Annotated in this window: 19 protein-coding genes; 10 read left to right on the top strand and 9 right to left on the bottom strand. The window is 55.0% G+C overall.

Features of this window, described 5'->3' with window-relative positions; translation table 11 throughout:
- Window positions 1-161 precede the first annotated feature (161 nt).
- Window positions 162-2,849, bottom strand: a complete 2,688-nt coding sequence (locus TY09_RS05745) for a calcium-translocating P-type ATPase, PMCA-type (RefSeq protein WP_042431877.1) — start codon at window positions 2,847-2,849, stop codon at window positions 162-164.
- A 1,205-nt stretch (window positions 2,850-4,054) separates the two neighbouring features.
- Here TY09_RS05745 and TY09_RS05735 point away from each other — a divergent pair.
- The 7 genes from TY09_RS05735 (at window position 4,055) to TY09_RS05705 (ending at window position 11,177) form a co-directional block, all read left to right on the top strand.
- Entirely contained in the window at window positions 4,055-5,032 is a 978-nt protein-coding gene (locus TY09_RS05735) for a Gfo/Idh/MocA family protein (protein WP_042431873.1), read from the top strand.
- A 135-nt stretch (window positions 5,033-5,167) separates the two neighbouring features.
- Window positions 5,168-6,151, top strand: coding sequence for a metal ABC transporter substrate-binding protein (locus TY09_RS05730; RefSeq protein ID WP_042431871.1), 984 nt, complete (start codon window positions 5,168-5,170; stop codon window positions 6,149-6,151).
- 46 nt (window positions 6,152-6,197) lie between these two features.
- Entirely contained in the window at window positions 6,198-6,950 is a 753-nt protein-coding gene (locus TY09_RS05725; protein WP_042431869.1) for a metal ABC transporter ATP-binding protein, read from the top strand.
- An 87-nt stretch (window positions 6,951-7,037) separates the two neighbouring features.
- Entirely contained in the window at window positions 7,038-7,865 is an 828-nt protein-coding gene (locus TY09_RS05720; protein WP_042431867.1) for a metal ABC transporter permease, read from the top strand.
- A 20-nt stretch (window positions 7,866-7,885) separates the two neighbouring features.
- Window positions 7,886-8,839, top strand: coding sequence for a CobW family GTP-binding protein (locus TY09_RS05715; protein WP_009060730.1), 954 nt, complete (start codon window positions 7,886-7,888; stop codon window positions 8,837-8,839).
- Window positions 8,840-8,843: 4 nt separating this feature from the next.
- Entirely contained in the window at window positions 8,844-10,403 is a 1,560-nt protein-coding gene (locus TY09_RS05710; protein ID WP_042431865.1) for a permease, read from the top strand.
- Between the two features lie 6 nt (window positions 10,404-10,409).
- Entirely contained in the window at window positions 10,410-11,177 is a 768-nt protein-coding gene (locus TY09_RS05705; RefSeq protein ID WP_009060735.1) for a TIGR03943 family putative permease subunit, read from the top strand.
- A 121-nt stretch (window positions 11,178-11,298) separates the two neighbouring features.
- On the opposite strand, the gene TY09_RS05700 is transcribed toward TY09_RS05705, so the two are convergent.
- The 4 genes from TY09_RS05700 to TY09_RS05685 all read right to left on the bottom strand — a co-directional run bounded on the left by TY09_RS05700 (window position 11,299) and on the right by TY09_RS05685 (window position 14,994).
- Window positions 11,299-12,687: a TrkH family potassium uptake protein gene (locus TY09_RS05700; protein ID WP_009060559.1), complete on the bottom strand. Its 1,389-nt coding sequence runs from the start codon at window positions 12,685-12,687 to the stop codon at window positions 11,299-11,301.
- Window positions 12,688-12,715: 28 nt separating this feature from the next.
- Complete coding sequence (locus tag TY09_RS05695) at window positions 12,716-13,252, bottom strand: QueT transporter family protein (protein WP_009060732.1); 537 nt, start codon at window positions 13,250-13,252, stop codon at window positions 12,716-12,718.
- Between the two features lie 333 nt (window positions 13,253-13,585).
- Window positions 13,586-14,251 carry a potassium channel family protein gene (locus TY09_RS05690; protein ID WP_035316409.1) on the bottom strand — a complete coding sequence of 222 codons (666 nt, stop codon included), beginning with the start codon at window positions 14,249-14,251 and terminating at the stop codon, window positions 13,586-13,588.
- Between the two features lie 119 nt (window positions 14,252-14,370).
- Window positions 14,371-14,994 carry a potassium channel family protein gene (locus tag TY09_RS05685; RefSeq protein WP_009060661.1) on the bottom strand — a complete coding sequence of 208 codons (624 nt, stop codon included), beginning with the start codon at window positions 14,992-14,994 and terminating at the stop codon, window positions 14,371-14,373.
- Window positions 14,995-15,277: 283 nt separating this feature from the next.
- On the opposite strand from TY09_RS05685, the gene TY09_RS05680 reads away from it, so the two are divergent.
- Window positions 15,278-17,581, top strand: coding sequence for a cell division FtsA domain-containing protein (locus TY09_RS05680; RefSeq protein WP_042431863.1), 2,304 nt, complete (start codon window positions 15,278-15,280; stop codon window positions 17,579-17,581).
- A gap of 479 nt (window positions 17,582-18,060) precedes the next feature.
- Window positions 18,061-18,840 carry a sulfite exporter TauE/SafE family protein gene (locus TY09_RS05675; RefSeq protein WP_042431861.1) on the top strand — a complete coding sequence of 260 codons (780 nt, stop codon included), beginning with the start codon at window positions 18,061-18,063 and terminating at the stop codon, window positions 18,838-18,840.
- An 88-nt stretch (window positions 18,841-18,928) separates the two neighbouring features.
- Here TY09_RS05675 and TY09_RS05670 read toward each other — a convergent pair whose 3' ends face one another.
- Window positions 18,929-19,276: a hypothetical protein gene (locus TY09_RS05670; protein ID WP_042431859.1), complete on the bottom strand. Its 348-nt coding sequence runs from the start codon at window positions 19,274-19,276 to the stop codon at window positions 18,929-18,931.
- Window positions 19,277-19,320: 44 nt separating this feature from the next.
- On the opposite strand from TY09_RS05670, the gene TY09_RS05665 reads away from it, so the two are divergent.
- Window positions 19,321-20,226 carry a PhzF family isomerase gene (locus TY09_RS05665; RefSeq protein ID WP_042431857.1) on the top strand — a complete coding sequence of 302 codons (906 nt, stop codon included), beginning with the start codon at window positions 19,321-19,323 and terminating at the stop codon, window positions 20,224-20,226.
- A gap of 311 nt (window positions 20,227-20,537) precedes the next feature.
- Here the strand turns inward: TY09_RS05665 and TY09_RS05660 are convergent, their stop codons facing one another.
- The 3 genes from TY09_RS05660 to spoIIP all read right to left on the bottom strand — a co-directional run bounded on the left by TY09_RS05660 (window position 20,538) and on the right by spoIIP (window position 22,921).
- Window positions 20,538-21,221, bottom strand: coding sequence for a hypothetical protein (locus TY09_RS05660; protein ID WP_042431855.1), 684 nt, complete (start codon window positions 21,219-21,221; stop codon window positions 20,538-20,540).
- A gap of 110 nt (window positions 21,222-21,331) precedes the next feature.
- Window positions 21,332-21,649, bottom strand: a complete 318-nt coding sequence (locus TY09_RS05655) for a hypothetical protein (RefSeq protein WP_042431853.1) — start codon at window positions 21,647-21,649, stop codon at window positions 21,332-21,334.
- Between the two features lie 105 nt (window positions 21,650-21,754).
- The gene (gene spoIIP, locus TY09_RS05650; protein ID WP_042431851.1) at window positions 21,755-22,921 is read right to left on the bottom strand and encodes a stage II sporulation protein P; all 1,167 of its coding nucleotides are present in this window, start codon (window positions 22,919-22,921) and stop codon (window positions 21,755-21,757) included.
- Window position 22,922: the final 1 nt, after the last annotated feature.

Here is a 22,922-nt window from a genome sequence, read left to right as displayed (position 1 = left end):
GAATTGTCAGTTTCTCCGCTTCGCTCCGAAAGAACGAAAACCGCTATAAGCGTTTCATTCCACCAGCAGAGCTGGTGGTTTTATGCGCTGAAGCTACAAAAAGAGCCGGATTTCAAATGAAATCCGGCTCTTTGATTCTATTGTACTAAAACGAATCCTGCTTAATTCTTTTTAACAAACGCATGCTGAATCGCCTTGATGATTTCCACTGCTACCAGCGGTACAAAGGCCAAACCGATCACGATCGACCACGCCTGCATATGCATAAAGTCTACATTGAAAACGTCGTTGAGGGACGGTACCAGCAGAACCACCAGCATCAAAGCCAGAGACGCCAGGAACGCACCATTCATGTACTTGTTGGTAAAGAAACCAACCTTGAACAGAGAATGGCTGGAACGGATGTTGAACGCGTGGATCAGCTGAGAGATTGCCAGTACGGCAAACGCCATGCTCTCGCCCAGTACGATATCGATTCCCTGTGCGTTCGGGGTGATCGGGGTGATAACGCGGCTGCCGAGATAGTATGCAACCAGCGTGATCGTACCGATAATCAAGCCCTGAACGATCGCCATAGCGCCTACACCGTGGGCAAAAATGCTCTCGGACTTGGAGCGCGGCTTACGGTTCATAACGTCGAACTCAACAGGCTCCATGCCCAGCGCAAGCGCCGGCAGGCTATCTGTTACGAGGTTGATCCACAGCAGCTGAACGGGCATCAGCGGGGATTCCTTCCACAGCAGCATCGCGACAAATACGGTCACGACCTCGCCAAGGTTACACGACAGCAGGAAGTGAACCGCTTTGCGGATATTGTCATAAATACCGCGGCCTTCTTTGACGGCCGTAACGATCGTAGAGAAGTTATCGTCAGTCAGGGTCATGGCGGCAGCGCCCTTCGCTACGTCGGTGCCGGTAATACCCATTGCGCAGCCGATATCCGCCGCTTTCAGGGCAGGGGCATCGTTTACGCCGTCGCCGGTCATGGCAACAACCTGGTCTTCATTCTGCCACGCCTTTACGATGCGGATCTTATCCGACGGAGTAACGCGGGCGTAGACCTTGTAATGCTTGATATTCTCGGACAGCTCTTCGTCGCTCATCGCCTGCAGCTGTGCGCCGGTGATGGCCTGATCGCCCTCGCGCAGGATTCCCAGATCCTTCGCAATCGCGGAAGCCGTCGCTACATGGTCGCCGGTGATCATGATTGTCTGGATGCCGGCGTCGTAGCACTCGGCGATGGAGGACTTTACTTCCTGTCTGGGCGGATCGATCATACCGACCAGGCCGACGAGGGACAAATCCTTTTCCAACTCTTCGGCAGTGTACTGCCGGGGCTCTTCATCGATCACCTTGCTGCCGATTGCCAGAACGCGCAGCGCTCCCTGTGCCATCTGTTCGTTGGCGTGGGTCGCCGCCTCAATATCGCCGGAGGTGCAGCGGCCGAACAGAATATCCGGAGCGCCCTTGACGATAACAATGATCTTGCCGTCGGTTTTTACGACGGTCGTCATCAGTTTACGGTCAGAGTCAAACGGAACCTCGCCGATTCTGGGTGCAGAGCAATCCAGTTCTGCGCGGTGAATATCGTTGCGCATGGCGCAGGCTACGATAGCGGTTTCGGTCGGGTCGCCCAGATGTTTCTCCGTGCCATCCTCCTCAATGCGCACAATACCATCTGTGCACAGAGTACCAAGGCGCAGCAGAGAAAGGGTCTCTTCAGAAAGATCGCCGTCCAGCGGAACAACGCCCTGCTTTTCGGTATACGCCTTCACCAGAGTCATACGGTTCTGGGTCAGGGTACCTGTTTTATCGGAGCAAATGACCGAGGTGCAGCCCAGGGTTTCAACCGCGGGCAGCTGACGGACAATCGCGTTTTTCTCAACCATGCGCTGCACGCCGAGAGCGAGCACGATGGTAACGATCGCCGGCAGACCTTCAGGGATTGCCGCAACGGCCAGCGAAACAGCCGTCATAAACATTTCAAGAATTCCGGCTACCGCATCTTCGCCGTCCAGCGGGCCGACAACGTCAACCAGACCGACAACGAATACGATCGCACAGATCACCAGAGTGAGGATACCAAGGTATTTACCAAGCTGTGCCAGCTTCTGCTGCAGCGGGGTCATGCCTTTCTCTTCTTCGTCCAGCAGAGCGGCGATCTTGCCCATTTCGGTTTCCATACCGGTGCCGATGACAAGCGCCTTCGCCGTACCATAAGAAACCGCGCAGCCGGAATGTACCATATTAAAGCGGTCGCCCAGAGGAGCGTCCTCTTTTATGTCGTCTGTCGCTGCTTTATCTGCGGGAACAGATTCACCGGTAAGAGCTGCTTCATCACACTTGAGGCTGGAGCTGCGGATCAAACGGCAGTCAGCGGGAACAAAGTCACCTGCCTCCAGTTCGATCACGTCGCCGGGAACCAGATGAGCAGAAGGAATGGACTGCATCTTACCATCACGGAGCACCTTAGCATTGGGGGCCGTCATGTTTTTCAGCGCTTCCAGAGCAGCTTCCGCCTTACTCTCCTGAACGACACCCATCACGCCGTTGAGCACGACGATCAGTACGATAACGATAGGCTCGATCCACTCAGCCTCGTGGCCGTTCATTGTGTTGTAAATACTCAAAACAACAGAGATGAGCGCCGCGATCATCAGGATGATAATCATAACATCCTTCATCTGATCCATAAAACGCTGGAAGAAAGTACGGGGCGGCTTTTCGTTCAGCTTATTTAGACCATATTTCTGCAGGCGGGAATCCGCTTCCGCAGTGGTCAGACCAAGCTTGAAGTCCGTTTTCAGGGTTTCCTGAATTTTTTCTAGAGCTTCAGCGTGCCAATTCATTCCTAGATGTCAACCTCCAATAATTTTGATTTTGACCGCAGTCAATCAGGTCAGCCGGTTCGTGCCTTCCCGGTAATTGCAGGACAGCATTACCCTTCCGTCAAAAAAAGCGGCCGTCTTTGTTTGAAAAATAACAGCGTTCTTCCCCCCGAAAAAAGTGTCAAATCAAACAAAAAGACGGGAGCGCCAGGCAGCAATCCCGAAAAAAAATGTGGCTGGAGCCCATATTGCACAGTCATTCCCCACAATATGAATCCAATTCCTGTTACAAAATCTATTATCTCTCATTAGACATTATTTGTCCAGTGCTTTTTTAAAAATTTCGTTCCATTTTTGAATTTTTTTCCCCTGCGTCCCGCATTTTTGAATCTTTCACCGTCTTTAAAGCATAAAAAGACGCACCGCAGATCGAAAAGAGGGGCTTTTCCGGTGCTTTTCCGAGGTAAACCGACACAAAAAAGAGATTTATTAGCAATACTTTGTTTAAAAAAAGACGTTCTAATGTTACTATTATAGTAGAGAAATTCGTTTCTGTCTAGAATTTTTATGCAAATACCAATTGGACATGTGTTTTTTTAATGTTCTTTTATCCAATCATTCACAAATCAACCGTTCATTTCACAAGGTCAGCTTCTCCTCTTTTCGCCTGCGCTGTGATTCCCCAAAAGAAAATGGAGAAAATTTCCGGGTGGGAAAATCCGATTCTTGCAAAGCGTCTTTTATCCCTATATAATAAGCGAAAGCAAAGCTTCGGACGTCTGAAAGAGCATGAAATCATCCGTCCGATTGATTCCGAAATCCGGCTGGAATTTTCATAAATTTGTCGGATCATTTATGATATAATAACCTCACACCGCAAAGCCGAAGCGAAACTTCGGGCGGCTGAGAGCGCATTGAATCATCAGCTTAGTACTTATGAGAGCTTAGACAGCATTTTCAGAAGCTTGTCTTATCATTTATGATATAATAACCTCACGGCATTAGCGAAAGCAAAGCTTTCGATGCCTGAGAGAGCATTGAATCATCAGTTTGGTGGTTTCAGAATCTGCGGTTTACGTGTTTGTCAGCTTGCTTGATGTTTCATGATATAATGAAAATACGATTTCTTTCAAAGCAGCCATCCTTTCCCGGCTAAGCCCGGGAAAACGAAACACCGTTTATTGTTAAGCGGCTTACAACAGCCTTGCGCAGAAAGGAACTTAACTATGCGCCAATGGAATATTGGAATTCTCGGTACCGGCGGCATCGCTGAAAAAATGGCCCTGACCCTGAGCCGTATGCCGGAGGTCCGCCTGCTCGCGGCGGCGGCGCGGGACGAGGAACGGGCCCGCGCGTTTGCACAGCGGCACGGCGTGCCGAAAGCCTACGGCTCTTATCTTGCTCTGGCCCAGGACCCGGACATCGACCTGATCTACATCGCCACCCCGAACAACTGCCACCGGGAACACGCCCTGCTTTGTCTGGAACACGGGAAGCATGTGCTGTGCGAAAAGCCCTTCACCATCAATGAGAGCGAAGCTCTGGAGGTATTCGCCAAGGCGACGGAGAAGAAACTCCTTGTCACCGAGGCGCTCTGGACGCGGTATATGCCGCTTTCCCTACAGCTTTGCGAATTGCTCCGGGACGGCGCCATCGGCGAGCCGTTTTTAATGCAGGCCAGCATGAGCGCGCTGGCACCCCTCCCCCGGCTGAAAGACCCTGCCCTTGGCGGCGGCGCGCTGCTCGACATCGGCGTATATCTGCTCACGATGGACGCGCTGGTATTCGGCACCGAGGTGGAAAGCGTTTCGACCAGCGTCATCCGTTCTGCCGACGGGATCGACATTCAAAACTGCCTGTCCCTGATTCATCCCGGGCAGAAGCTCGCGGTACTCAGCGGCACCATGCTGGCCGTCAGCGACCGCAGGGCGTATGTATACGGCAGCAAGGGCTTTCTGATCATCGACAACCTGAACAACCCCGAGCAGATCGAGGTGTTTGACGAAAAGCGCTGCTCTGTCGGCATTTACCGCCGCCCCGAGCAGATCAGCGGTATGGAATATGAAGTGCGCTCGTGCCTAAACGCCATTGAGCACGGACAGACTGAGTGCCCTGAAATGCCCCACGCGGAAACGCTCCGCATTTTGCGCCTGATGGATTCCATCCGGGCCGACTGGGGAATTTGCTACCCCTGCGAGCGGTAAAGCCGATCCACACCGTATTTTCTCATGTCTTTTTCCGCTTTTTTTCTTGACATCCTGCTGATGAGAGGGGTATAATAGCCGTATTCTAAATGCAAGTGAATTTCATTTGCGATTGATTTCAGCAGGAGGTACTTCATGAAAAAAAGGATGCTGGGGTTCGTAAGCGCAGCGCTTTGCGCCGCGCTGCTGGCTGGTTGTGCCAGCGGTACGGGCTCTGTAAGCTCTGCGGTTGAAAGCGCACCCGGTGCGGAAGAAGGCCAAAAGCTTTCGGTCTACACCAGCTTTTACACCATGCAGGATTTCGCCGAAAAAATCGGCGGAGATAAAGTGACAGTGACAAATCTGGTTCCCCCGGGGACGGAGCCGCACGACTGGGAGCCCCAGCCAAACGACATTGTCGGACTGGAAAATGCAAATATTTTTATTTATAACGGTGCGGGAATGGAGCATTGGGCGGACAGCGTGCTGGACTCCCTGCAGAATGACAAGCTTGTTGCGGTAGAGGCTTCTTCCGGGATTTCTCTGCTTGAGGGAGCGAGCGAGCATGAGGACGAGGAAAGTCCTGCCGGCGAAAGCGCCGAAGAGGAGGAATCCTCCACCGACCCGCACGTATGGCTCAGCCCGCTGAACGCAAAGAAAGAGATGGAGAACATCAAAAATGCGTTCGTGCAGGCCGACCCCGCCAATCAGGAAACCTACGAGGCGAACTACAGTAAATATTCGGCACAAGCTGATGAGCTGGACAGCCAGTTCCGCAAAATGACGGGTGAGCTGAAAAATAAGGATCTGATCGTTGCTCACCAGGCTTTCGGCTACCTTTGCAAGGAATACGGTCTGAATCAGGTCGCGATCGAAGGGCTTTCCGCCGATTCCGAGCCGGATGCCGCCAGAATGGCGGAGATCATCGAGTTCGCCAAGGAACACAAAATCACCACCATCTTTTTTGAAGAGCTGGTAAACCCGAAGGTGGCGCAGACCATCGCAAAAGCGACCGGCGCCAAAACCGCCGTGCTGGACCCCGTAGAGGGGCTCAGCGATGAAAACAAGGCCAAGGGGCTGGATTATTTCTCGATCATGGAGAAAAACCTCGAGGCGATCCGCGAGGCAAACGGCGGCTGATTTACCGCCGGGTCCGGCAGGAAGCCAATAGAAAAGAGCGAACAGAATGGACACGATTCTTGAAGTCAAACATCTCAGCTTTGCCTACGGCTCGCAGCCGATTCTATCCGATGTCAGCTTTTCATTGAAGCGCGGCGATTTCGCGGCGATCATCGGCGTAAACGGCGCGGGCAAGAGCACGCTGATGAAGCTGCTGTTAGCCGAGCTTTCTCCCCAGCAGGGGGAAATCACGCTGTTCGGACAGGCGCTTTCGCACTTCCGCGACTGGCCGAAGATCGGCTATGTACCGCAGAACGGTGCGGCGGCCAGCGAGAATTTCCCCGCCACCGCGGAGGAAATCGTGCGCGCGAACCTGTATTCCCAAACCGGGTTTCTGCGCCTTGGCGGAAAGCGCCAGCGCGAGCAGACCCGCCAGGCGCTGGAATCGGTGAATATGCTGCCGTACGCAAAGCGGATGCTCAGCGAGCTTTCGGGCGGGCAGCAACAACGGGTAATGCTGGCCAGAGTGCTGGCGGCAAGCCCGCGGATGATGCTTCTGGATGAGCCGACCACCGGGGTGGATGCCCAGACCGTGCAGTCTCTGTATGAGCTGCTGGGGAGTCTGAACCGCGAAACCGGCCTGACCATTATTATGATTACGCACGACATTGCCGGAGCGATGGATACCGTCAGCCGGGTGCTCTGCCTGGAGGACGGCTCTTTGGTCGAACTGAATCACGCCCAGCTGCTGGACGAGATGAAGCATCGGCACAAGCACCCCATTCCCCCAAAACAAACCAATCGAACGTATTCTGTTTAAGCGGCAACATGCCGCTCTTCCCGCTCTGGCCAGCTTGTCCGGTCAGGGCGGGCATCCTGCGTTTTTGAGACTTCCCCACTGAAAGGAATGGTTTTGGTGTCCATTTTGGACTATGAGTTTATGCAGCGGGCCTTTCTGGTCGGCATCCTGCTGGCGGCCACTGTCCCCTGCATCGGCATTGTTGTGGTGTTAAAGCGTCTTTCAATGATGGGCGACGCGCTGTCCCATACCAGCCTCGCTGGTGTTGCAGCCGGTCTGGTGCTGGGGATCAACCCGATCCTGGGCGCGGTTGCGGCGTGCATCGCCGCCGCGCTGAGCATTGAGGCCATCCGCAAAAAAATCCCCAAATACTCCGAGCTTTCCATCGCCATCATCCTGTCGGCCGGGGTCGGGCTGGCCGGTGTTTTATCGAGCTTTGTCAAAAGCGCCGCAAACTTCAACAGCTTTTTGTTCGGCAGCATCGTCGCCATCAGCGACTTTGAGCTGATCCTCGTCTGCTGCATCAGCGCGGCGGTGCTGGTATGCTTTCTGGTGCTGTACCGGGAGCTGTTTTTGATCACCCTGGATGAGCGCACCGCACGGCTGGCCGGTGTTCCGGTAAAGACCGTCAACTTTATTTTTACAATTCTGACCGCCGTTACCGTCTCGGTAGCGGCCCGCACTGTCGGTGCGCTGATCATCTCTTCCCTCATGGTAATCCCCGTCACCTGCGCGATGCAGATCGCCAGAAGCTACCGCAAAACGGTGCTTTGGTCGATCGTGTTTGCACTGCTGTTCACCGTTTCGGGCTTGTTTCTGTCGTACTATGCCCGGCTGCGGCCCGGCGCGACGATCGTTCTGATCGGCGTTGTCGTGCTGGTGGTCATTCTGCTCGCAAAAAGTCTGTTTGGAGCCAGGGGGCGCGCCGGCGCGTGACCCCACATAAGGAGAATCCAATGAAAACTGACATTTACATCATTTCCGGCTTTTTGGGTGCCGGAAAAACCACACTGATCGACCGTTTGCTGCGGGAGGTATTCGACCCGCGGGAAACCGTGGTGATTGAGAACGACTTTGGCGAGGTCAGCCTCGACACCTCGCTGATCCGCTCCGGCGGCTTTGCCGTCAAGGAGCTGAGCGCCGGGTGCATCTGCTGCAGCCTGACCGGCGATTTTCAGGCGGCGATTCTGGAGGTGCTGCGGGAATTTTCCCCAAAGCAGATTCTCATTGAGCCGTCCGGCGTCGGGAAGCTATCCGACATTGAGAGCGCCTGCCGCTCCGCAAAAATCGCGGATATGGCACAGATACGGCGCAAGATCACCGTGGCGGACGTTGTGCGCTGCCGCATGTACTTAGACAATTTTGGGGAATTTTATGAGGATCAGATCCGGCATGCGGACGCGATCCTGCTCAGCCGCACCGAACAGAACCCCGATAAGGTCAGCCGCGCCAAAACGCTTTTGACTGCTATGGCCCCCAAGGCGCAGCTTTTCGCCGGAGCCTGGAAATCCCTTGACCTCTCCGCGCTGCTTGGCGGCTCTGCCGCACACGCAGCGGATTGCCATGAAGAAGACTGCCACCACGACCATCCTCACGAGCATCACCACCACGACGGGGAATGCGACCATGACCATTCGGCCCATGAGGCCTTCGATACCGTTACGCTTTCTCTCTCCCGCACGGTCACCCGGCAGGAGCTGGAGGCGGCATTCCGCGCCGCCGAAGCAGACAGACCGGGCAGTATCCTGCGCGCCAAGGGCGTTGTCAGCACGCCGAAGGGCCCTGCCACGGTACAGTACCTGCCCGGCGAACTGAATCTGACTCCGTGTACTTTGCAGCCCGGCTCCCTGTGTCTGATCGGCAGCAACCTGCACGAACAGGAGCTCAAAAGGATCTTCGGGAAGGAGTGATCGCGTGGCAATTCCCGTTTATGTACTTACAGGCTTTCTGGAGTCCGGTAAAACGACCCTACTGAATCATCTCTTCCAGCAGGAACCGAAAATGCGCCGCCTGATCGTTCAGTTTGAGTCGGGGGTCGAGGAAATCTCGAACAAGACCGGCTGCGACGTGATGATCGTGCCCAAGCGCGTGCTGGAGGACTCCCCGGAAAAGGCCGCCATGAGCATCGGCCATTACGTAGCGGAAACCCCACCGGAGGAAATCTGGGTGGAATGGAACGGCGTAACGCCGCTTACGGAGCTGTACGCGCTGTTTTCGCATCCGAAGCTTTCCGGCTGCCGGATCCAACGAATGATCCATCTGGCAGACGCGCAAACACTCGACCAGCTATTGGGCCGAACCGGCTCCGCTTTGCCCGAACAGATTGCCGCGTGCGATTTTGCAGTGCTGCGGGGCGCTTTTACAGATGCCGAATTCCGCAAGGCGCGGCGGCTCCTGCGCGAGATCAACCCCGGCGTGCGCGTTGTAGACGACGATTCCCGTGAAGAAATTCTGGCGCGGGCTACCCGCAGAAAAACAAACCCCGCCGCGGTGTTTGCAATGTCGATTCTCGTCTTTGCCACACTGTATCTTTGCGCGGAGGCGATGTTCCAGCTGTCGCAGACCCGTGTCAACACGGTGATCAACATCTTTCTCGGCATCATGCTGCAGGCCATCCCCTTTCTGCTGATCGGCGTGCTGATTTCTTCGGCAATTCAAGTGCTGATCCCGCAGCAGGCCATTGAACGGCTCTTCCCGAAAAATCTGGCGGGCGGGATGCTGGTCGCCATTCTGGCGGGCTTCTGCCTGCCGGTGTGCGACTGCGCTTCCATCCCGATCTTCCGCAGTCTGGTGCGAAAGGGCGTACCGCTGCCCGCGGCAGTGACCTTTATGACCGCCACCCCGGTGATCAACCCCGTGGTAATGCTCTCGACCTATGCGGCCTTTAACGGAAACCTTTCGGTCATGCTGGGCCGGGTGGGCATGGGGATTCTCTCGGCGGTGCTGATCGGCTGCTGGTTCGCGCTGCGCCCCGGCAAGCTGCCCGCCCTTTCCGCCGGATACGACCGCATCATGTGCTCGTGCGGCTGCTACGGCGGGGCCGGGGACGCCTCCACCGCGGGAGAGAAGGTTTCGCTCTTGCTGCGGCATTCGCAGGCCGAGTTCTTCAGCGTGGCAAAATACCTGACCGTCGGCGCGTTTCTCGCCGCGATCTTCCAGGTGGCGGTAACGAATTCGCTGCTGCTGCAGACCCCTACGGATTTTGCCCTCTCTCTGCTGCTGATGATGGCACTGGCGTTTTTGCTGTCGCTCTGCTCTTCCTCCGACGCCGTTGTCGCGAAGAGCTTTGCGGCCCGCTTCCCGCTGGCGCCGGTGATGGGCTTTCTCGTATTCGGCCCGATGATGGATATCAAGAACGTTCTGATGCTGTCCGGCGGATTCTCCCGCCGTTTCGTGGCAAAACTGCTTTTTGTCTGCTTTGCCGTCTGCTTTGTGGTCGTATACACCACCGCACGCTTTTTTGTAGGAGGCTGATTGGCTATGGAAAAAAGAACACACAGCCCGCAGGCCCTGCTGGAGGCCGCCTGCTGCTTATCATTTGCCGCCATGATTCTCTACCTGGCAGTCACCGGCGGCTACTTGCAGTACGTCACGCCCAAGACGCTGCCGTACCTGTATTTTACCGTTGGCGTGATGGCAATATGGGGCATCTTTGGCCTGCTGCGCCGTACCCGCTCCGTGCAGAAAATGCGTGCGGCGCACTGTCTGACCCTTGCCATCCCGATTCTGCTTCTGCTGCTCCCGCACAGCGCGGTGACTTCCTCGTCGCTTCCCTCCGGCTATGTGGGGGCGACCAATCCCGGAACCACCACCCAGCAGGCACAGCAGCTCCCGAGCCAGTCGGAGGAGCCTGCCTACGGCGCCTTGACGGGACTGGACGAAGCGAACAAGACCATCACGGTGAGCGACAGCGAATTTTACCTGTGGATTTCCGCGCTGTATGAAAACCCGGACAAATATGACGGCTATCACATTCGCATGACCGGCTTTGTCTTCCGCGATTCCACGCAGATGAAGGACAACGAATTTGTTCCGGCCCGGCTGATGATGACCTGCTGTGTCGCGGATTTGACGCCGGTCGGCCTGTTGTGCCAGTACGATCAAACCGGCGAGCTGAAAGCCGACAGCTGGGTCACGGCGGAGGGAACCCTCCATTATGAGGATTACCAGGGCTCACCGGAGCCGCAGATCACCGTTACCGCAATTACACCGGCAAAAGAAGTGGCGGGGTATTTGTACCCCATGTAAGAAACCGGCGGACAAATTGGTTTGCTGATTGCAAAAATAAAAAAGAGCTGCTGCGAAACTTTCGTTTCGCAGCAGCTCTTTTTTTCATCGGGATAAATCTCATTTTGAGGGAACAGTTTCATCAGCCCACGATAATGCGGGCCTCCGGCATCACACAGCCCGGCTTGCCCATATGGCGGACAGAAACAGAAAGCCCGAACGACACCAGCCCCACACGGCCGATGAACATCGCTATGGAAAGTGCGATCAGAGAAGGATCGTCCAAAAGCGGAGTCAGGCTGGGACTGATACCGATGGTACTGCACGCTGCAACGGCCTCCTGCAAGGCGACCATCGCGCCGACATGCTTTTCGGAATTGCACAGAAGCACCACGCCGGCCGTGACCAGCACCGTCACCACGTTGCCGATAAAAATCGTCAGCGCACGGTATACCGCTGTGTGACTGATCATATGGTGGCGGATGACCGTTTCCTCGCGTCCGCGCAGCACACTGATCACCGTCGCGCCCAGCACAACCAAAGTGGTGGTACGGATACCGCCGCCGGTAGAGCAGGGCGCGGTTCCAATAAAGCTCAGCACCAGCGAGAACAGTGTGGTCACGTCCCGCTGCTGTGTCACATCTACCGCCGTAAAACCGGCAGTGCGCACGGTATTCGACTGAAACCACGCGGTAATGATTTTATCTCCCCAGTTCATGCCGCGCAGCGTATTGTCATATTCCAAAGACAAAAAGGCCAGCATGCCCAGGGCGAGCAGAACCAGCTCGCTGATCAGCACTACCGCGGAGTGAAAGCTCAGCGGCGAGGGCTTCTGCCCCTTGATGCGGCGGTATATTTTGTTGTAGTACACGTCGCTGATCACGACAAAACCGAGGCCGCCCACCAGCATCAGCGCATAGGTCGGAACCATCACAAGAGGATCGCCCGCGTATGGTATCAGGCTTCCATAAGGCTGCAGAAAGCCCATAATATCGAACCCGGCGTTGCAGTAAGCCGAAACGGCATGAAACACCGCCAGCCAAAGGCCGTAAGGCCCGAACTGCGGCACAAAGCGCAGCGCCATCAAAAGAGCGCCCGCGCCCTCCGCCACAAATGTGACGGTAAGAATCATGCGCAGCAACTGGGAAACATTCAGATTCTCCCCCTGCAGATTTTCACGCGCAGCAAGAGAAAGCTCACGCAGCCCCAGCTTCTGACGGAACAGAAGCGTAAAGCCCGTGGTAAAGGTGATGATCCCAAGCCCGCCAAGCTGAATCAGAAGCAAGATCACTACCTGGCCGAACGCACTCCAGTGCACCCAGGTATCAAACTTGCTCAGGCCCGTAACACACACCGCAGACACGGATGTGAACAGGGCATCCGGCAGACGCGTGCCCTGCCCGCTGCGGGAACAAATCGGCAGCGCTAAAACCAGCCCGCCGATTAAAATCAGAATCAAAAAGCTGATCACTACAAACCGAACCGGCGGGGTGGTTCTCATTTTTTTGCTCAGAACTGTGCCAAGGCCCATGGATTCCCTTACTCCCTCAAAATTTCAATCAGTATCCCGACTGGCCGAACATCTTCTGTGCCGTTCCGGATTTTTCAAGAATCGCCGCCAGTGGCAGCCCCAGTACCGCAAGCACAACCAGCTCGCCCGCGCCGACGGAAACCGCCGCCGCAAAAAATCCGGCCATTGTAAAGCCGGACGGCAAAAAGAAGGCCAGCTCTGCGCCGACAACCAGCGCGTTGCAGAGAATGGGTGACAAAGCGGACAAAACCGGAAGGCCGTGAAGGCGGAAGCGGCGCAGCTGATAAGAAACGGCCGCCGCCAGCAAAGTGGCGCCGGTGCCGCACACAATGTCCACCACGCCATACGGGCTGCCCAGATTCGAAAGCAGGCACCCGATCGCAAGACCGGGAATCGCCGCCGGCGTGAACACCGGCAGAATCGTGAGCGCTTCAGAAAGACGGAACTGAACCGGCCCGTAGGCAAGCCCCATGGCCGACGACAGGAACGTCAGCACCACATAAAGGGCGGCGATCATGGCGCCCTGCACTAAAAATGCGGTGCGCCGGGATACAGATGTTTTCATTTTTTTCATTCCTCCGTAGTTTTATTTTAAGTCAGGATCTTGCGACTGACTATGCCCTTTGGGCATGGAATATAGAATACTCCTTTTCTTCGAAAAATGCAATTCACTTTCCCTATTTTTATACTCGGATAACAGCGCTTTAAAATTGCTGAAAATGCAGGCCACCGAAAACTGCAAAGCGGCAAACGCCGCAAATGAAAAAGCATACGCATTCTATATAACTGAAATCCGCAGGTGAAGTCCCCCTGCAGGCACACAGCAGCGCAGCAACAAATTGGGAAGAAAGTTTTGCGATCGCGTGATGCTTCGCAGGCCTGAAGCGATATAGCTCTGTCAGTGAATCCGTTCGCCGAGGATATGGAGCAGTTTTTTCTGATTTTTATTTTCGCACACCGCGACCACCTGATCCCCCGCGTGGAGGACCGATCGGCCGTTGGGGATGATCATCTGCCCGCCGCGCATAACGGAAACGATCAGCGTGTTTTCCGGCAGCGAAACATCCATCAGGCGCACCCCGTGCAAAGAGGTATCGTCCGGCAGCACCATGCTGCAGATGCCCGCGCGGCCCTTGTTCAGGGTTGCCAGCAGATGCATTTCAGACAGGTCGACCTCCTGCTCGATCATATTGGTGATGATCTCTGTGCTGGACACGGCGATATCCGGCCCCATCGTCCGCAGAACCTCCAGATTGCGGGGATTGTTCGCGCGCACGATCACCTTTTTGGCCCCAAACTCCATTTTGGCGAGCTGGGCCGCCACCAGATTATCCTGGTCGCTGCCGGTCACCGCGATAAAGGCGTCCGCGTCCTTTGTGGAGGCATTTTCCAGAATGGAGAGCTCAGTGCCGTCACCGCAGGTTACCTCAACGCCCAGATCATTCGCAATCTTGACGCACTTGGCGTATTCCCTTTCAATCAGATGCACCTGATATTTGCGGTCGAGCATATTGCGGGCCACGTTATACCCGAGCTTGCCGCCCCCCATGATTACTATCTTCATTGTATTTCTCCCTTTATACCGATCTTCCATTTCATACCGTGCAGGAAACTGGTTCTCTCTCCCTCGTTCTTGGCATGGGAGCGAGAACTCTTTTTTCGTTTTGAATCATTGATTCAGTATTAATCGCTGACGTGCGCCTGCATCAGCTTTTCACCCGCCCGCAGCACAATATCGTTGCGGTAGTCGTATAGTTCGGATTCAAAATTGGAATGAATCACGCCGAACGGTACCCAGCCGTCTTCCATCGGAACGGCAGAAATGCTTTTTCCAATATATTGTTCGTCCACCTCTTTGACGCGAAAGGTGACCGAAGCCGTTTCAAACGTCATCTGCACCGGCTCCCAGGGCGAAGTGAGCACCGTGTTCATGGCGTCCGCCGCCAGGTTCGTCGGGCAGACGGTACGCAGCCCGAACCGGTGGAACACGCTTTCCCGCCGCGGATCTGAAATCCGGGCCACCACATTCCCTACCCCAAAAAAATTCTTGACGATCTGCGCGACCGTTATGTTCAGATTATCGTCCGGGGTGACGACCGCAACCGCATCGCAGTTTTCGACCCCCGCCGCCTGCAGCACACTCTGATCCATGGGCATGCCGGTCACCTTGACGCCGCTGAAGGTTTCGGACAAACGCAGCAGGTTTTCCTCCTGCCCGTCCACCACGGCTACGTCGTGGCCCTCCTTGTCAAGCTGTTCGGCCAGTGCGGAGCCAAGACGCCCGCAGCCCACCACCAAAATATTCAATGACTTTCCCTCCGGTTCTTTCGAATCAACAATCAACCAAAACAAATAACCGCCCCAAAGCAATACGCAAAACTGCGCCGCGCCCGGGGCTTTCCGCCTGATAACAGCACCATCATATCATCTTTGTCGTATTCTGTCCAGCATCTGTGGAGTTTTGTTTTTTTGCTGATTCGACGGGGCATTCCAGACCCGGAATAATTGCATTTTTCCCTTTCTTATTGTAATATATATGGTATGATTTGGTTTAAATTTGGCGAACACAGAAGAAGCGGAGGTCTTTTTCATGCAAGAAGAAAACCAGGCGGGTCTGCCGGCCACGGATTCCGGAGAGAAAATCCCGCCGGAAAACTATGTGTTTGCGCTGGATATCGGCACCCGCAGCGTCATCGGCATTGTGGGCCTGCCCCGGGGCGAGCGGCTTGAGGTTTGTGCCGTGGAAATCGCGGAGCACGAAAAGCGCGCGATGATCGACGGGCAGATCGAAGATATTGAGCAGGTGAGCCGTGTGGCAGGGCTGGTCAAAAGCCGGCTTGAGGCCCGGGTGGGCTACCCGTTAAAGCGGGTCTGTGTGGCGGCGGCCGGCCGCGCACTGCGCACCTGCGAGGTGCATTTTGAGCTGGATCTGCAAAGCCCGCAGGTGATCACTCCCGAAATCCTGTGCCGGCTTGAGGCCGGAGCAGTACAACAGGCGGAGCAGGAATTTTCGCCCCCTTTCGAAGAGGACAGCCGCTCCGTGTTTTATCTGGTGGGGTATTCCGTGTCGCGCTACCTGCTGGACAACTACCCCCTGGCAAGTCTGCTCGACCACCGCGGCCAGCAGCTTGCGGCGGACGTGATCGCGACATTCCTGCCGCGCGAGGTGGTGGACAGCCTGTACTCCGCCATGCAGAAGTGCGGCCTTGAGGTTGCAAGCCTGACACTGGAGCCGATCGCCGCCATGAACGCGGCGATTCCGCAGAGCCTTCGCCTTTTAAACCTCGCTTTGGTCGATATCGGCGCGGGAACCTCGGATATTGCCGTGTCAAAAGACGGCGGCGTGGTGGGCTACACGATGGCTACCATCGCGGGCGACGAGATCACCGAAGCGCTGATGCGGGAATACCTGGTGGATTTCCCCACTGCGGAGAAAATCAAGATGAAGCTGGGGCAGGAGGAAGACGTTTCGTTTCAGGATATTCTGGGTCTGGAACAGCAGGTTTCAATGGCGGAGCTGAAAGAAAAGGTTGCCCCCGTGCTGCGGCGTTTGGCGGAAGAAATCAGCCAGCAGATTCTGAAAGCGAACGGCGAAGCGCCAAGCGCCGTATTCCTGGTGGGCGGCGGCAGTAAGCTGCCGGGCCTGTGCGCCTGCGTGGCGGAGCTTTTGGAGCTTCCTCCTGCCCGCGTCGCGCTGGGCGGACGGAATTTTTCCACTTACCTGACCAAGGCCGATCCGTCGCTGACGACCCCCGAGTTTGCAACGCCGCTGGGGATCGCTGTTTCCTCCGCGCTGAATCTGATCAGCGACAGCTTTACGATCCTTCTCAACGGCGCAAGGGCCAAGCTGTTCCGCAGCAACAGCCTTTCAGTGCTGGACGTTCTTCTCATGAACGGCTGGCGGCACGATCAGATGATGGGGCGCTCCGGTAAAAGCCTGGTATTTGAGCTCGACGGAGAAAACAAAGTAATCTACGGCGGACACCCTACGCTGGCCAAAATACAGCTCAACGGAAAGGATGCGTCCCTCTCCGACACAGTGCGGGCGGGAGATTCCATTCTTTTTGAACCGGCGCAGAACGGCAGGGATGCCGCGCTCACGCTGGGCGAGGTGATCGACCTGCACTCTCCCGGAACGGTTTTTCTGGGCGGTGAAGAGATCGCCCTCGGTCTGCGCGCCATGGTCAACGGCCAGCCCGGCACGCCGGAGCAGGCCATCCACGCCCGCGACCGGGTGCGTACCCGGCCTGTCAGCACACTGGAGCAGTTGTTATCCTTTGCCGGTGTGCCGGAGGGAACGCCTTTCCTGGTGAACGGAGATGCGGTTCCCCCGCACACGCCGCTGCGGTCCGGCGACCGGATCGAACCCATAAAGTGGGAGAAATCCGAAACATCCTTACCGGAAGAAACGGAATCTCTGCCCGAGGAGCCGCAGTCCGTTTTTGCTCCTGCCGAGCCGGTGAAGCCGCAGACAACCGCAATGCAGCCGGATCTGGCGGATCTGCTCGCACAGGAGGCCATGCGCCTTGCGCAGAAAAAGGCGCCGGAACCACAGGTACCGAGTACTGTCGGGCTGTTGCCAGAACCGCCGCAGACCCATTCCGCCGAACACGCCGCGGAAGAAAACCCTGCCCCGCCGCAGGAGCAAGCGCCGCAGCCGACTACACCGCCCGTCCTTGTGATTCTAAATGGGCGTGCCGTTCGGCTGGACGGAAAAACAGACCGCTCCCCCTATTGCCTGATCGACACGCTGAATCTGGTGGATGTCGACCTTACTACGCCGCAGGGATCGATTGTTCTGCGCGTCAATGGGCACGAAGCCGGTTATCTGGAGCCGCTCAAAGACGGAGACGAGGTAGAAATCTATTGGGACGGTCAGATCAGGAATTCCTGAATACGCTGCTTTCCCGCCGCATGTTGCTGCGGCGGGAATTTTTGCGCCGATTCTTTCCGCACTTCAATTCACCAAGCTCAAAAGTGCCACATACCTATAAAAGAAGCGCTTATTTTTCGCGCTTCGATACATCTATCATTTTTCTCTATGATCTCTTATGATTTTTTATATTTCACCAAAAGCAATTTTCTATTGTAGTCCCCGGCGAATTCCGCTATAATAACCTCACGTCGCAAACCGAAGCAAAGCTTCGGGCGACTGAGAGAACATTGAATCATCAGCTTGGTGGTTTCTAAAACAAGCGGAACTGCTAAACGCTTGTTTCTGATTGGATGATATCATCATCTCACGCCGCGAACCGGAGCGAAACTTTCACATTGAATATTTCAGGCAGTTTTGGGGCCTGCATCGATATTTATGCTATAATCTGAATCATATGGCCAAGGGCCTATGCGGAACAGCCAAAAGGAGCGAATGACATGGATGACTTACTGCTGCAAATTATCGTTGTGTGTACCTGCACGTTTCTGGGGGGATTTATTGATTCCATCTCCGGCGGTGGCGGGCTGATCACACTTCCTGCATATCTTGCCATTGGCCTGCCCCCTCACCTTGCGATGGGAACAAACAAGCTGTCTTCCACAGCCGGTACACTCACGGCGACCATCCGCTACCTTCGGGGTGGAAAAATCCACCTGCGCACTGCAGGGATCGCGGGCGTGATGGCACTGTTCGGCGCGGTGCTTGGGGCGCGGCTGAACATGGTGCTGAACGAAGAATATCTGCGCTACCTGCTGCTTGGCGTCCTGCCTGTCATCGCCTTTATTACATTGAAAAAGAAGAAAAAAAATCACGGTGAAACAGATGAACACACTTTGCTCAATCCCTCGCTGCTGACGGCGCTGTCCATGGGCATCGGCTTTGTGATCGGTACCTACGACGGATTTTTCGGCCCCGGCACCGGTACGTTTTTGATCTTTCTGTTCACCGGGCTGACCCGTTTTGATTCCACCACAGCCTCTGGAAATGCGAAGGTGGTCAACCTGATGTCCAACATCTCTTCACTGTTAACCTTTGCGCTGGCCGGTAAGGTACTATTTGTTCTGGGTCTGCCGGGCGCGCTGTTCGGCATTCTGGGTAATTACATCGGCTCCGGATTGGCTCTGCGCTATAACACCAAGGTGATTCGACCAATGCTGATCGTTTCTTTGGTTCTTCTGTTCTGCAAGGTGGCATACGACATCGTTCTGCCCTCATAATTCTCCAAAGTAAGATCAATTGTATCCAAATAGGATAACTTTCTATAAAATATACAGAACGTAACACAAATAATACTTTTTAAGAAATTTATAGACTTACCAATACAAAAAACAGATACTGCCGGATGGCGGAGAAACCCGTGTACTCTGAGTCTTTTCTGAATACAGCCTGCGGGTTTCTTTGTTTTTCGCCCCGGCTCTGCAAAACCGGACAATCCATGTTACTGATCGGATAATTCCCGACGAAATATACATATTGTATTTCATATTTATCAAAATCAGCAGCTTCCCATCCTTTTACCTCATATTTTTCCGCTGCGTGTGGTTTCTTCGAACGATTTCGACCGAAAGCAGGCAGAGTCACACTCCCAAAGTAGGTGTTTTTTACGCTTTCCGCGCCGGAGCCACTCCGGTACGGTTCGCTGAATTTCAGCATAAGCCTTCAAAAAAGAGACGGAATTTATTACAGGAGGGAAAAACATGTCAAAAAAATACCATTTGTATCAGGTTGATGCCTTCACCGAACAGCGGTTTCGGGGGAATCCCGCCGGTGTTGTGCTGGACGCGGATGGTCTGACGGAATTTCAAATGCAGGAGATCGCAAGGGAGCTGAACAATTCGGAAACGGCCTTTGTTTTTTCCTCTGACTCCCCGGAGTATGACGTAGAGGTGCGCTTCTTCACACCGGTACGCGAGGTACCCATGTGCGGCCACGCCACGGTTGCGGCCCACTATGTGCGCGCGCTGGAACAGAACCTGCCGTCCGGGCGGATCATGCAGAAAATCGGCGCGGGAATCCTGCCCGTTGATATTATGCGCGAGAGCGACTCCATCCGTATTTCGATGACACAGGGGCTTTTCCGCCTGGGGCTTCCGTTTGATGAGGCGCAAAAGCAGGAGCTTTGTGCCGCGCTTCGCCTTTCCCCCGAGCAGCTGCGCGAGCGCTGGCCAATTCAGGAGGTTTCTACTGGGTTCGGCAAAATCATAGTTCCGATTCTGGATGAGGAGGTTCTCGACAATCTGGAGCCGGATTGGGACGCGCTCTGCCGCCTGAGCGAAAAAATCGGCTGCAACGGCTATTATGTATTCGCACCGGCGCCGCAAAACGCCGACTACCTGTACTGCGGCAGAATGTTTGCACCCATCAGCGGCGTGCGCGAGGACCCCGTTACCGGCAACGCAAACGGACCGCTGGGCGGGTATCTGGCCCACTACGGATTCCAGCAGCCGACAGACGGGCAGCTGCGTTTTTCCGTATTGCAGGGCAAGGCCATCGGCCGGGCCGGAATCATTACGGTAGAAGTCGACCTGCAAAACAAGGAGCCGGTGGAAATCCGGATTTCGGGAAGCGCCGTGATCGTGTTCCGCGCAGAACTGGAATTATAAGTAAGGGGAATCCGCCTGCGGCGGATTCCCCTTTTTCTTTGCTCTGACAGATAGAAAAATCAAAAACAGGCAAAAGCCAGAAAAATAGGCTATTTCTAATTGGTAAGTATTTCCACTTTACAGATAGAGGAAGCCCCAGTTTCGCTTTCCCTGTTGGTTTTTACCGTTTGACCCAGTAAAACTGCCGGAACCCCTTCTCTCCACAAGGGATTTGCTTTACATCAAATCGCCCCCTCTATTCAGACGAAAAGTGTTTTTCCCTGAAAAACGGAACAAAAAGGCGCCTCCGGAACCAGCCGGAGGCGTTTTCATTAATAGTATTTATTACGATAGTATTTATCGTTGAGCAGACGCTTTTTCTTCGTTGGGAACGGATGGCGGCGATAACGCTTGCGGCCCGGCCCACCCGGAGGCGGTCTGCGAAGAGTGCTGAGCAATACGATCACAACGATCAGAATCCCAAGGCCGATCAGTGCCCAGGAGAGAACCCCCCACCAGTTCATGGTTTTCGGCGTTTGAACCTCCACGCCTGAGGCGATCAGATTATCCACCTCGCTGACTGAACCGGCCGGCGGCAGAGAAATGCCAGAAGAAGAAACCTCTGAAACGCCCCAGAACTCCCCGATCTCACTGCTGGAAATCTCAGAGGAAGAAGCCTGCGACGACACGACCTTTTTCTTTGTCGTCGATTTGGAGGAAGTACTGCGGGACGACGTCGTCTTGGAGGACGCCGGAGAGGAAGACGAGCTTGCCGGTTTGCTGCTTACAGCGGAAGAAGATTCCTGAGCTGGCGGCGCGCTGCTGGCCGGAGCCGAAGAGCTTTGCTGCCCCGGCGTGCTGCCCGGTACGGAGCCCGTGTCACCCGGGTTTGTCTGAGACTGGCCTTGTCCACTTGTGGCCGGCTCCGTTGAGGTCGCCAGAACCGGTGTACAAATGAGGGAAAAGCCCAGTATCAGCGTCAGCATAGACACCATTACCTGTTTTCTTCTGAACATGCGCGATTCCTCCATCGATTATTCCTACACTGGTCCTGTATTCCAAAGCCTGCTGTCTTTTTTACACGAATCAGTATAGCAAAAATCGTCGTAAAAAGCAATCTTTGAACTTATTTGTAAGCTTTTTGTAACGGAATCTGTTCCAGGAGCTTCTGACCCTCTTCCACAGCCGTTACCACCACGTTTTCCGCGTTCTGAACCCATTGATCCAGCGCGGTAATATCCCATTCTCCGCCCGCTCCCAGAACATGGATGCTCAGGCTGGTTTTCTCTTCGCTCACCAGTACCTGAATCAGCGGCTGGCTCTGCCCAAAGCCGACCCGCGCGGTCTGGTAATCTACGGTAATAATTCCGCACACCAACATGATCAGGCAGAGCGTTGTAAAAAATGACGCCCAAAAGCAGCGCCTTTCTTTCACATCCTTCACGATTGCTTCTCCTTTTGATTTGAAATACCACTTGAAAAGACGTCATTTCTTCCCCTGCCGAAGAAGAGGAAGAAATGACCGGTTATACAATATAAGACAGAGGATTTACTTCAGCCCCAAAAGCGTTTTGGCAAGGGCCGCGCCGAACAGCTCGCCGGAATAAACCGCTTCGTCCAGCGTGTTGACCTCGGTACCGACTTCGACCAGCAAAGACCCCTTTGTCATATTCAGATTGTATTGACGCGGACAGAAATTGAGGGGCCGCGCCAATCCTGGGTACAAATCCGACAGCTGCTTCTGAACCCGCACGCCCAGGCGCAGATTATATTCCCAGTCCGGGAACCCGAGGGTACCGTCGTCGTCGCAGCCCGATAAAATCATGACCTGCGCCGCTTTTTTTCCGTTGATCACTGCCGTGGGCTTATACCGTGTTCCGTTCGAGGTCGTCATAGAATCGCGGTGAATATCCAGAGTGACCTGAATGCTGGGATACTGCTTCAAATTTTTGGCCATGGTCTGCTTCGAACGGTTGTAGGAGCCATTGTATGCCGGGGAATCGTGGATGGTCGTATCGTGCACCACGCCGATCCCCACCGCTTTCAGCTGTGCTGCGATCGCGTTGCCCACCATCACCACACTGCGGGTACCGTCTGTGCTTCTGCTTTCGGAACCGGCCGGAACCGAAGTGGCCTCCTGCAGCAAATAAGCCTCCGTCGTGTGCGTGTGATAAATCAGCACCTGCGGCTTGCTGTCTGTTTGTATTTTGACCGCAGGTTGTTTTTCTAATTCAGCTTTAATGTCAATTTTGTGATTTTGGTTGGTATTTTTTACAAAAATATTCCCATACTGTACGCCGGAGTTCTGAATCGCCAGCTCTTGAATCGGTGCGCCGGAGCCGCTGACCGCGGGCGCCTGGCTTTGTGCCGACGAGGTCTGCGAGCTGCTTTCCTGCGCTGAAGAAGAGGGAGAGGAGCTCTCAACCTCTGCCGGGTCGCGCACCGCTTCGGAGGATTCCTCCGGCTGGTTGTGCTCCGTTTCAGGATTTTGATCGATATCCTCTTCCGTAAGGCCTGTACGCAAAAGCGCCGTCGCGCCGTCGGGCATAATGAATCCGGCGGCAGCCAGCGCTGCCGCTTCTCTTTGGGCCAGCACCTGCGGCCCAAGGCGTGAGATAAAACAGGCGACGGAAATCACGGCAACCACCAGAGCCGCCGCATTGCGCAGCGGCGAGCTTCCGCCTCTTTTTTTCTTTTTGAAATTGATAATCTTCATA

It is taken from the genome of Faecalispora jeddahensis, assembly GCF_000577335.1.
In the GTDB taxonomy this organism is placed as follows: domain Bacteria; phylum Bacillota; class Clostridia; order Oscillospirales; family Acutalibacteraceae; genus Faecalispora; species Faecalispora jeddahensis.
The sequence above is the reverse complement of the archived record's forward strand: the minus strand, read 5'-3'. Positions and strand labels throughout refer to the sequence as shown.

What these genes read in the sequence shown, in the direction of transcription:
- TY09_RS05745 (WP_042431877.1), bottom strand. Translation starts at nt 2,849, where the DNA reads ATGAATTGGCACGCTGAAGCTCTAGAAAAAATTCAGGAAACCCTGAAA.
- TY09_RS05735 (WP_042431873.1), top strand. Translation starts at nt 4,055, where the DNA reads ATGCGCCAATGGAATATTGGAATTCTCGGTACCGGCGGCATCGCTGAA.
- TY09_RS05730 (WP_042431871.1), top strand. Translation starts at nt 5,168, where the DNA reads ATGAAAAAAAGGATGCTGGGGTTCGTAAGCGCAGCGCTTTGCGCCGCG.
- TY09_RS05725 (WP_042431869.1), top strand. Translation starts at nt 6,198, where the DNA reads ATGGACACGATTCTTGAAGTCAAACATCTCAGCTTTGCCTACGGCTCG.
- TY09_RS05720 (WP_042431867.1), top strand. Translation starts at nt 7,038, where the DNA reads ATGGTTTTGGTGTCCATTTTGGACTATGAGTTTATGCAGCGGGCCTTT.
- TY09_RS05715 (WP_009060730.1), top strand. Translation starts at nt 7,886, where the DNA reads ATGAAAACTGACATTTACATCATTTCCGGCTTTTTGGGTGCCGGAAAA.
- TY09_RS05705 (WP_009060735.1), top strand. Translation starts at nt 10,410, where the DNA reads ATGGAAAAAAGAACACACAGCCCGCAGGCCCTGCTGGAGGCCGCCTGC.
- TY09_RS05700 (WP_009060559.1), bottom strand. Translation starts at nt 12,687, where the DNA reads ATGGGCCTTGGCACAGTTCTGAGCAAAAAAATGAGAACCACCCCGCCG.
- TY09_RS05695 (WP_009060732.1), bottom strand. Translation starts at nt 13,252, where the DNA reads ATGAAAACATCTGTATCCCGGCGCACCGCATTTTTAGTGCAGGGCGCC.
- TY09_RS05690 (WP_035316409.1), bottom strand. Translation starts at nt 14,251, where the DNA reads ATGAAGATAGTAATCATGGGGGGCGGCAAGCTCGGGTATAACGTGGCC.
- TY09_RS05680 (WP_042431863.1), top strand. Translation starts at nt 15,278, where the DNA reads ATGCAAGAAGAAAACCAGGCGGGTCTGCCGGCCACGGATTCCGGAGAG.
- TY09_RS05675 (WP_042431861.1), top strand. Translation starts at nt 18,061, where the DNA reads ATGGATGACTTACTGCTGCAAATTATCGTTGTGTGTACCTGCACGTTT.
- TY09_RS05670 (WP_042431859.1), bottom strand. Translation starts at nt 19,276, where the DNA reads ATGCTGAAATTCAGCGAACCGTACCGGAGTGGCTCCGGCGCGGAAAGC.
- TY09_RS05665 (WP_042431857.1), top strand. Translation starts at nt 19,321, where the DNA reads ATGTCAAAAAAATACCATTTGTATCAGGTTGATGCCTTCACCGAACAG.
- TY09_RS05660 (WP_042431855.1), bottom strand. Translation starts at nt 21,221, where the DNA reads ATGTTCAGAAGAAAACAGGTAATGGTGTCTATGCTGACGCTGATACTG.
- spoIIP (WP_042431851.1), bottom strand. Translation starts at nt 22,921, where the DNA reads ATGAAGATTATCAATTTCAAAAAGAAAAAAAGAGGCGGAAGCTCGCCG.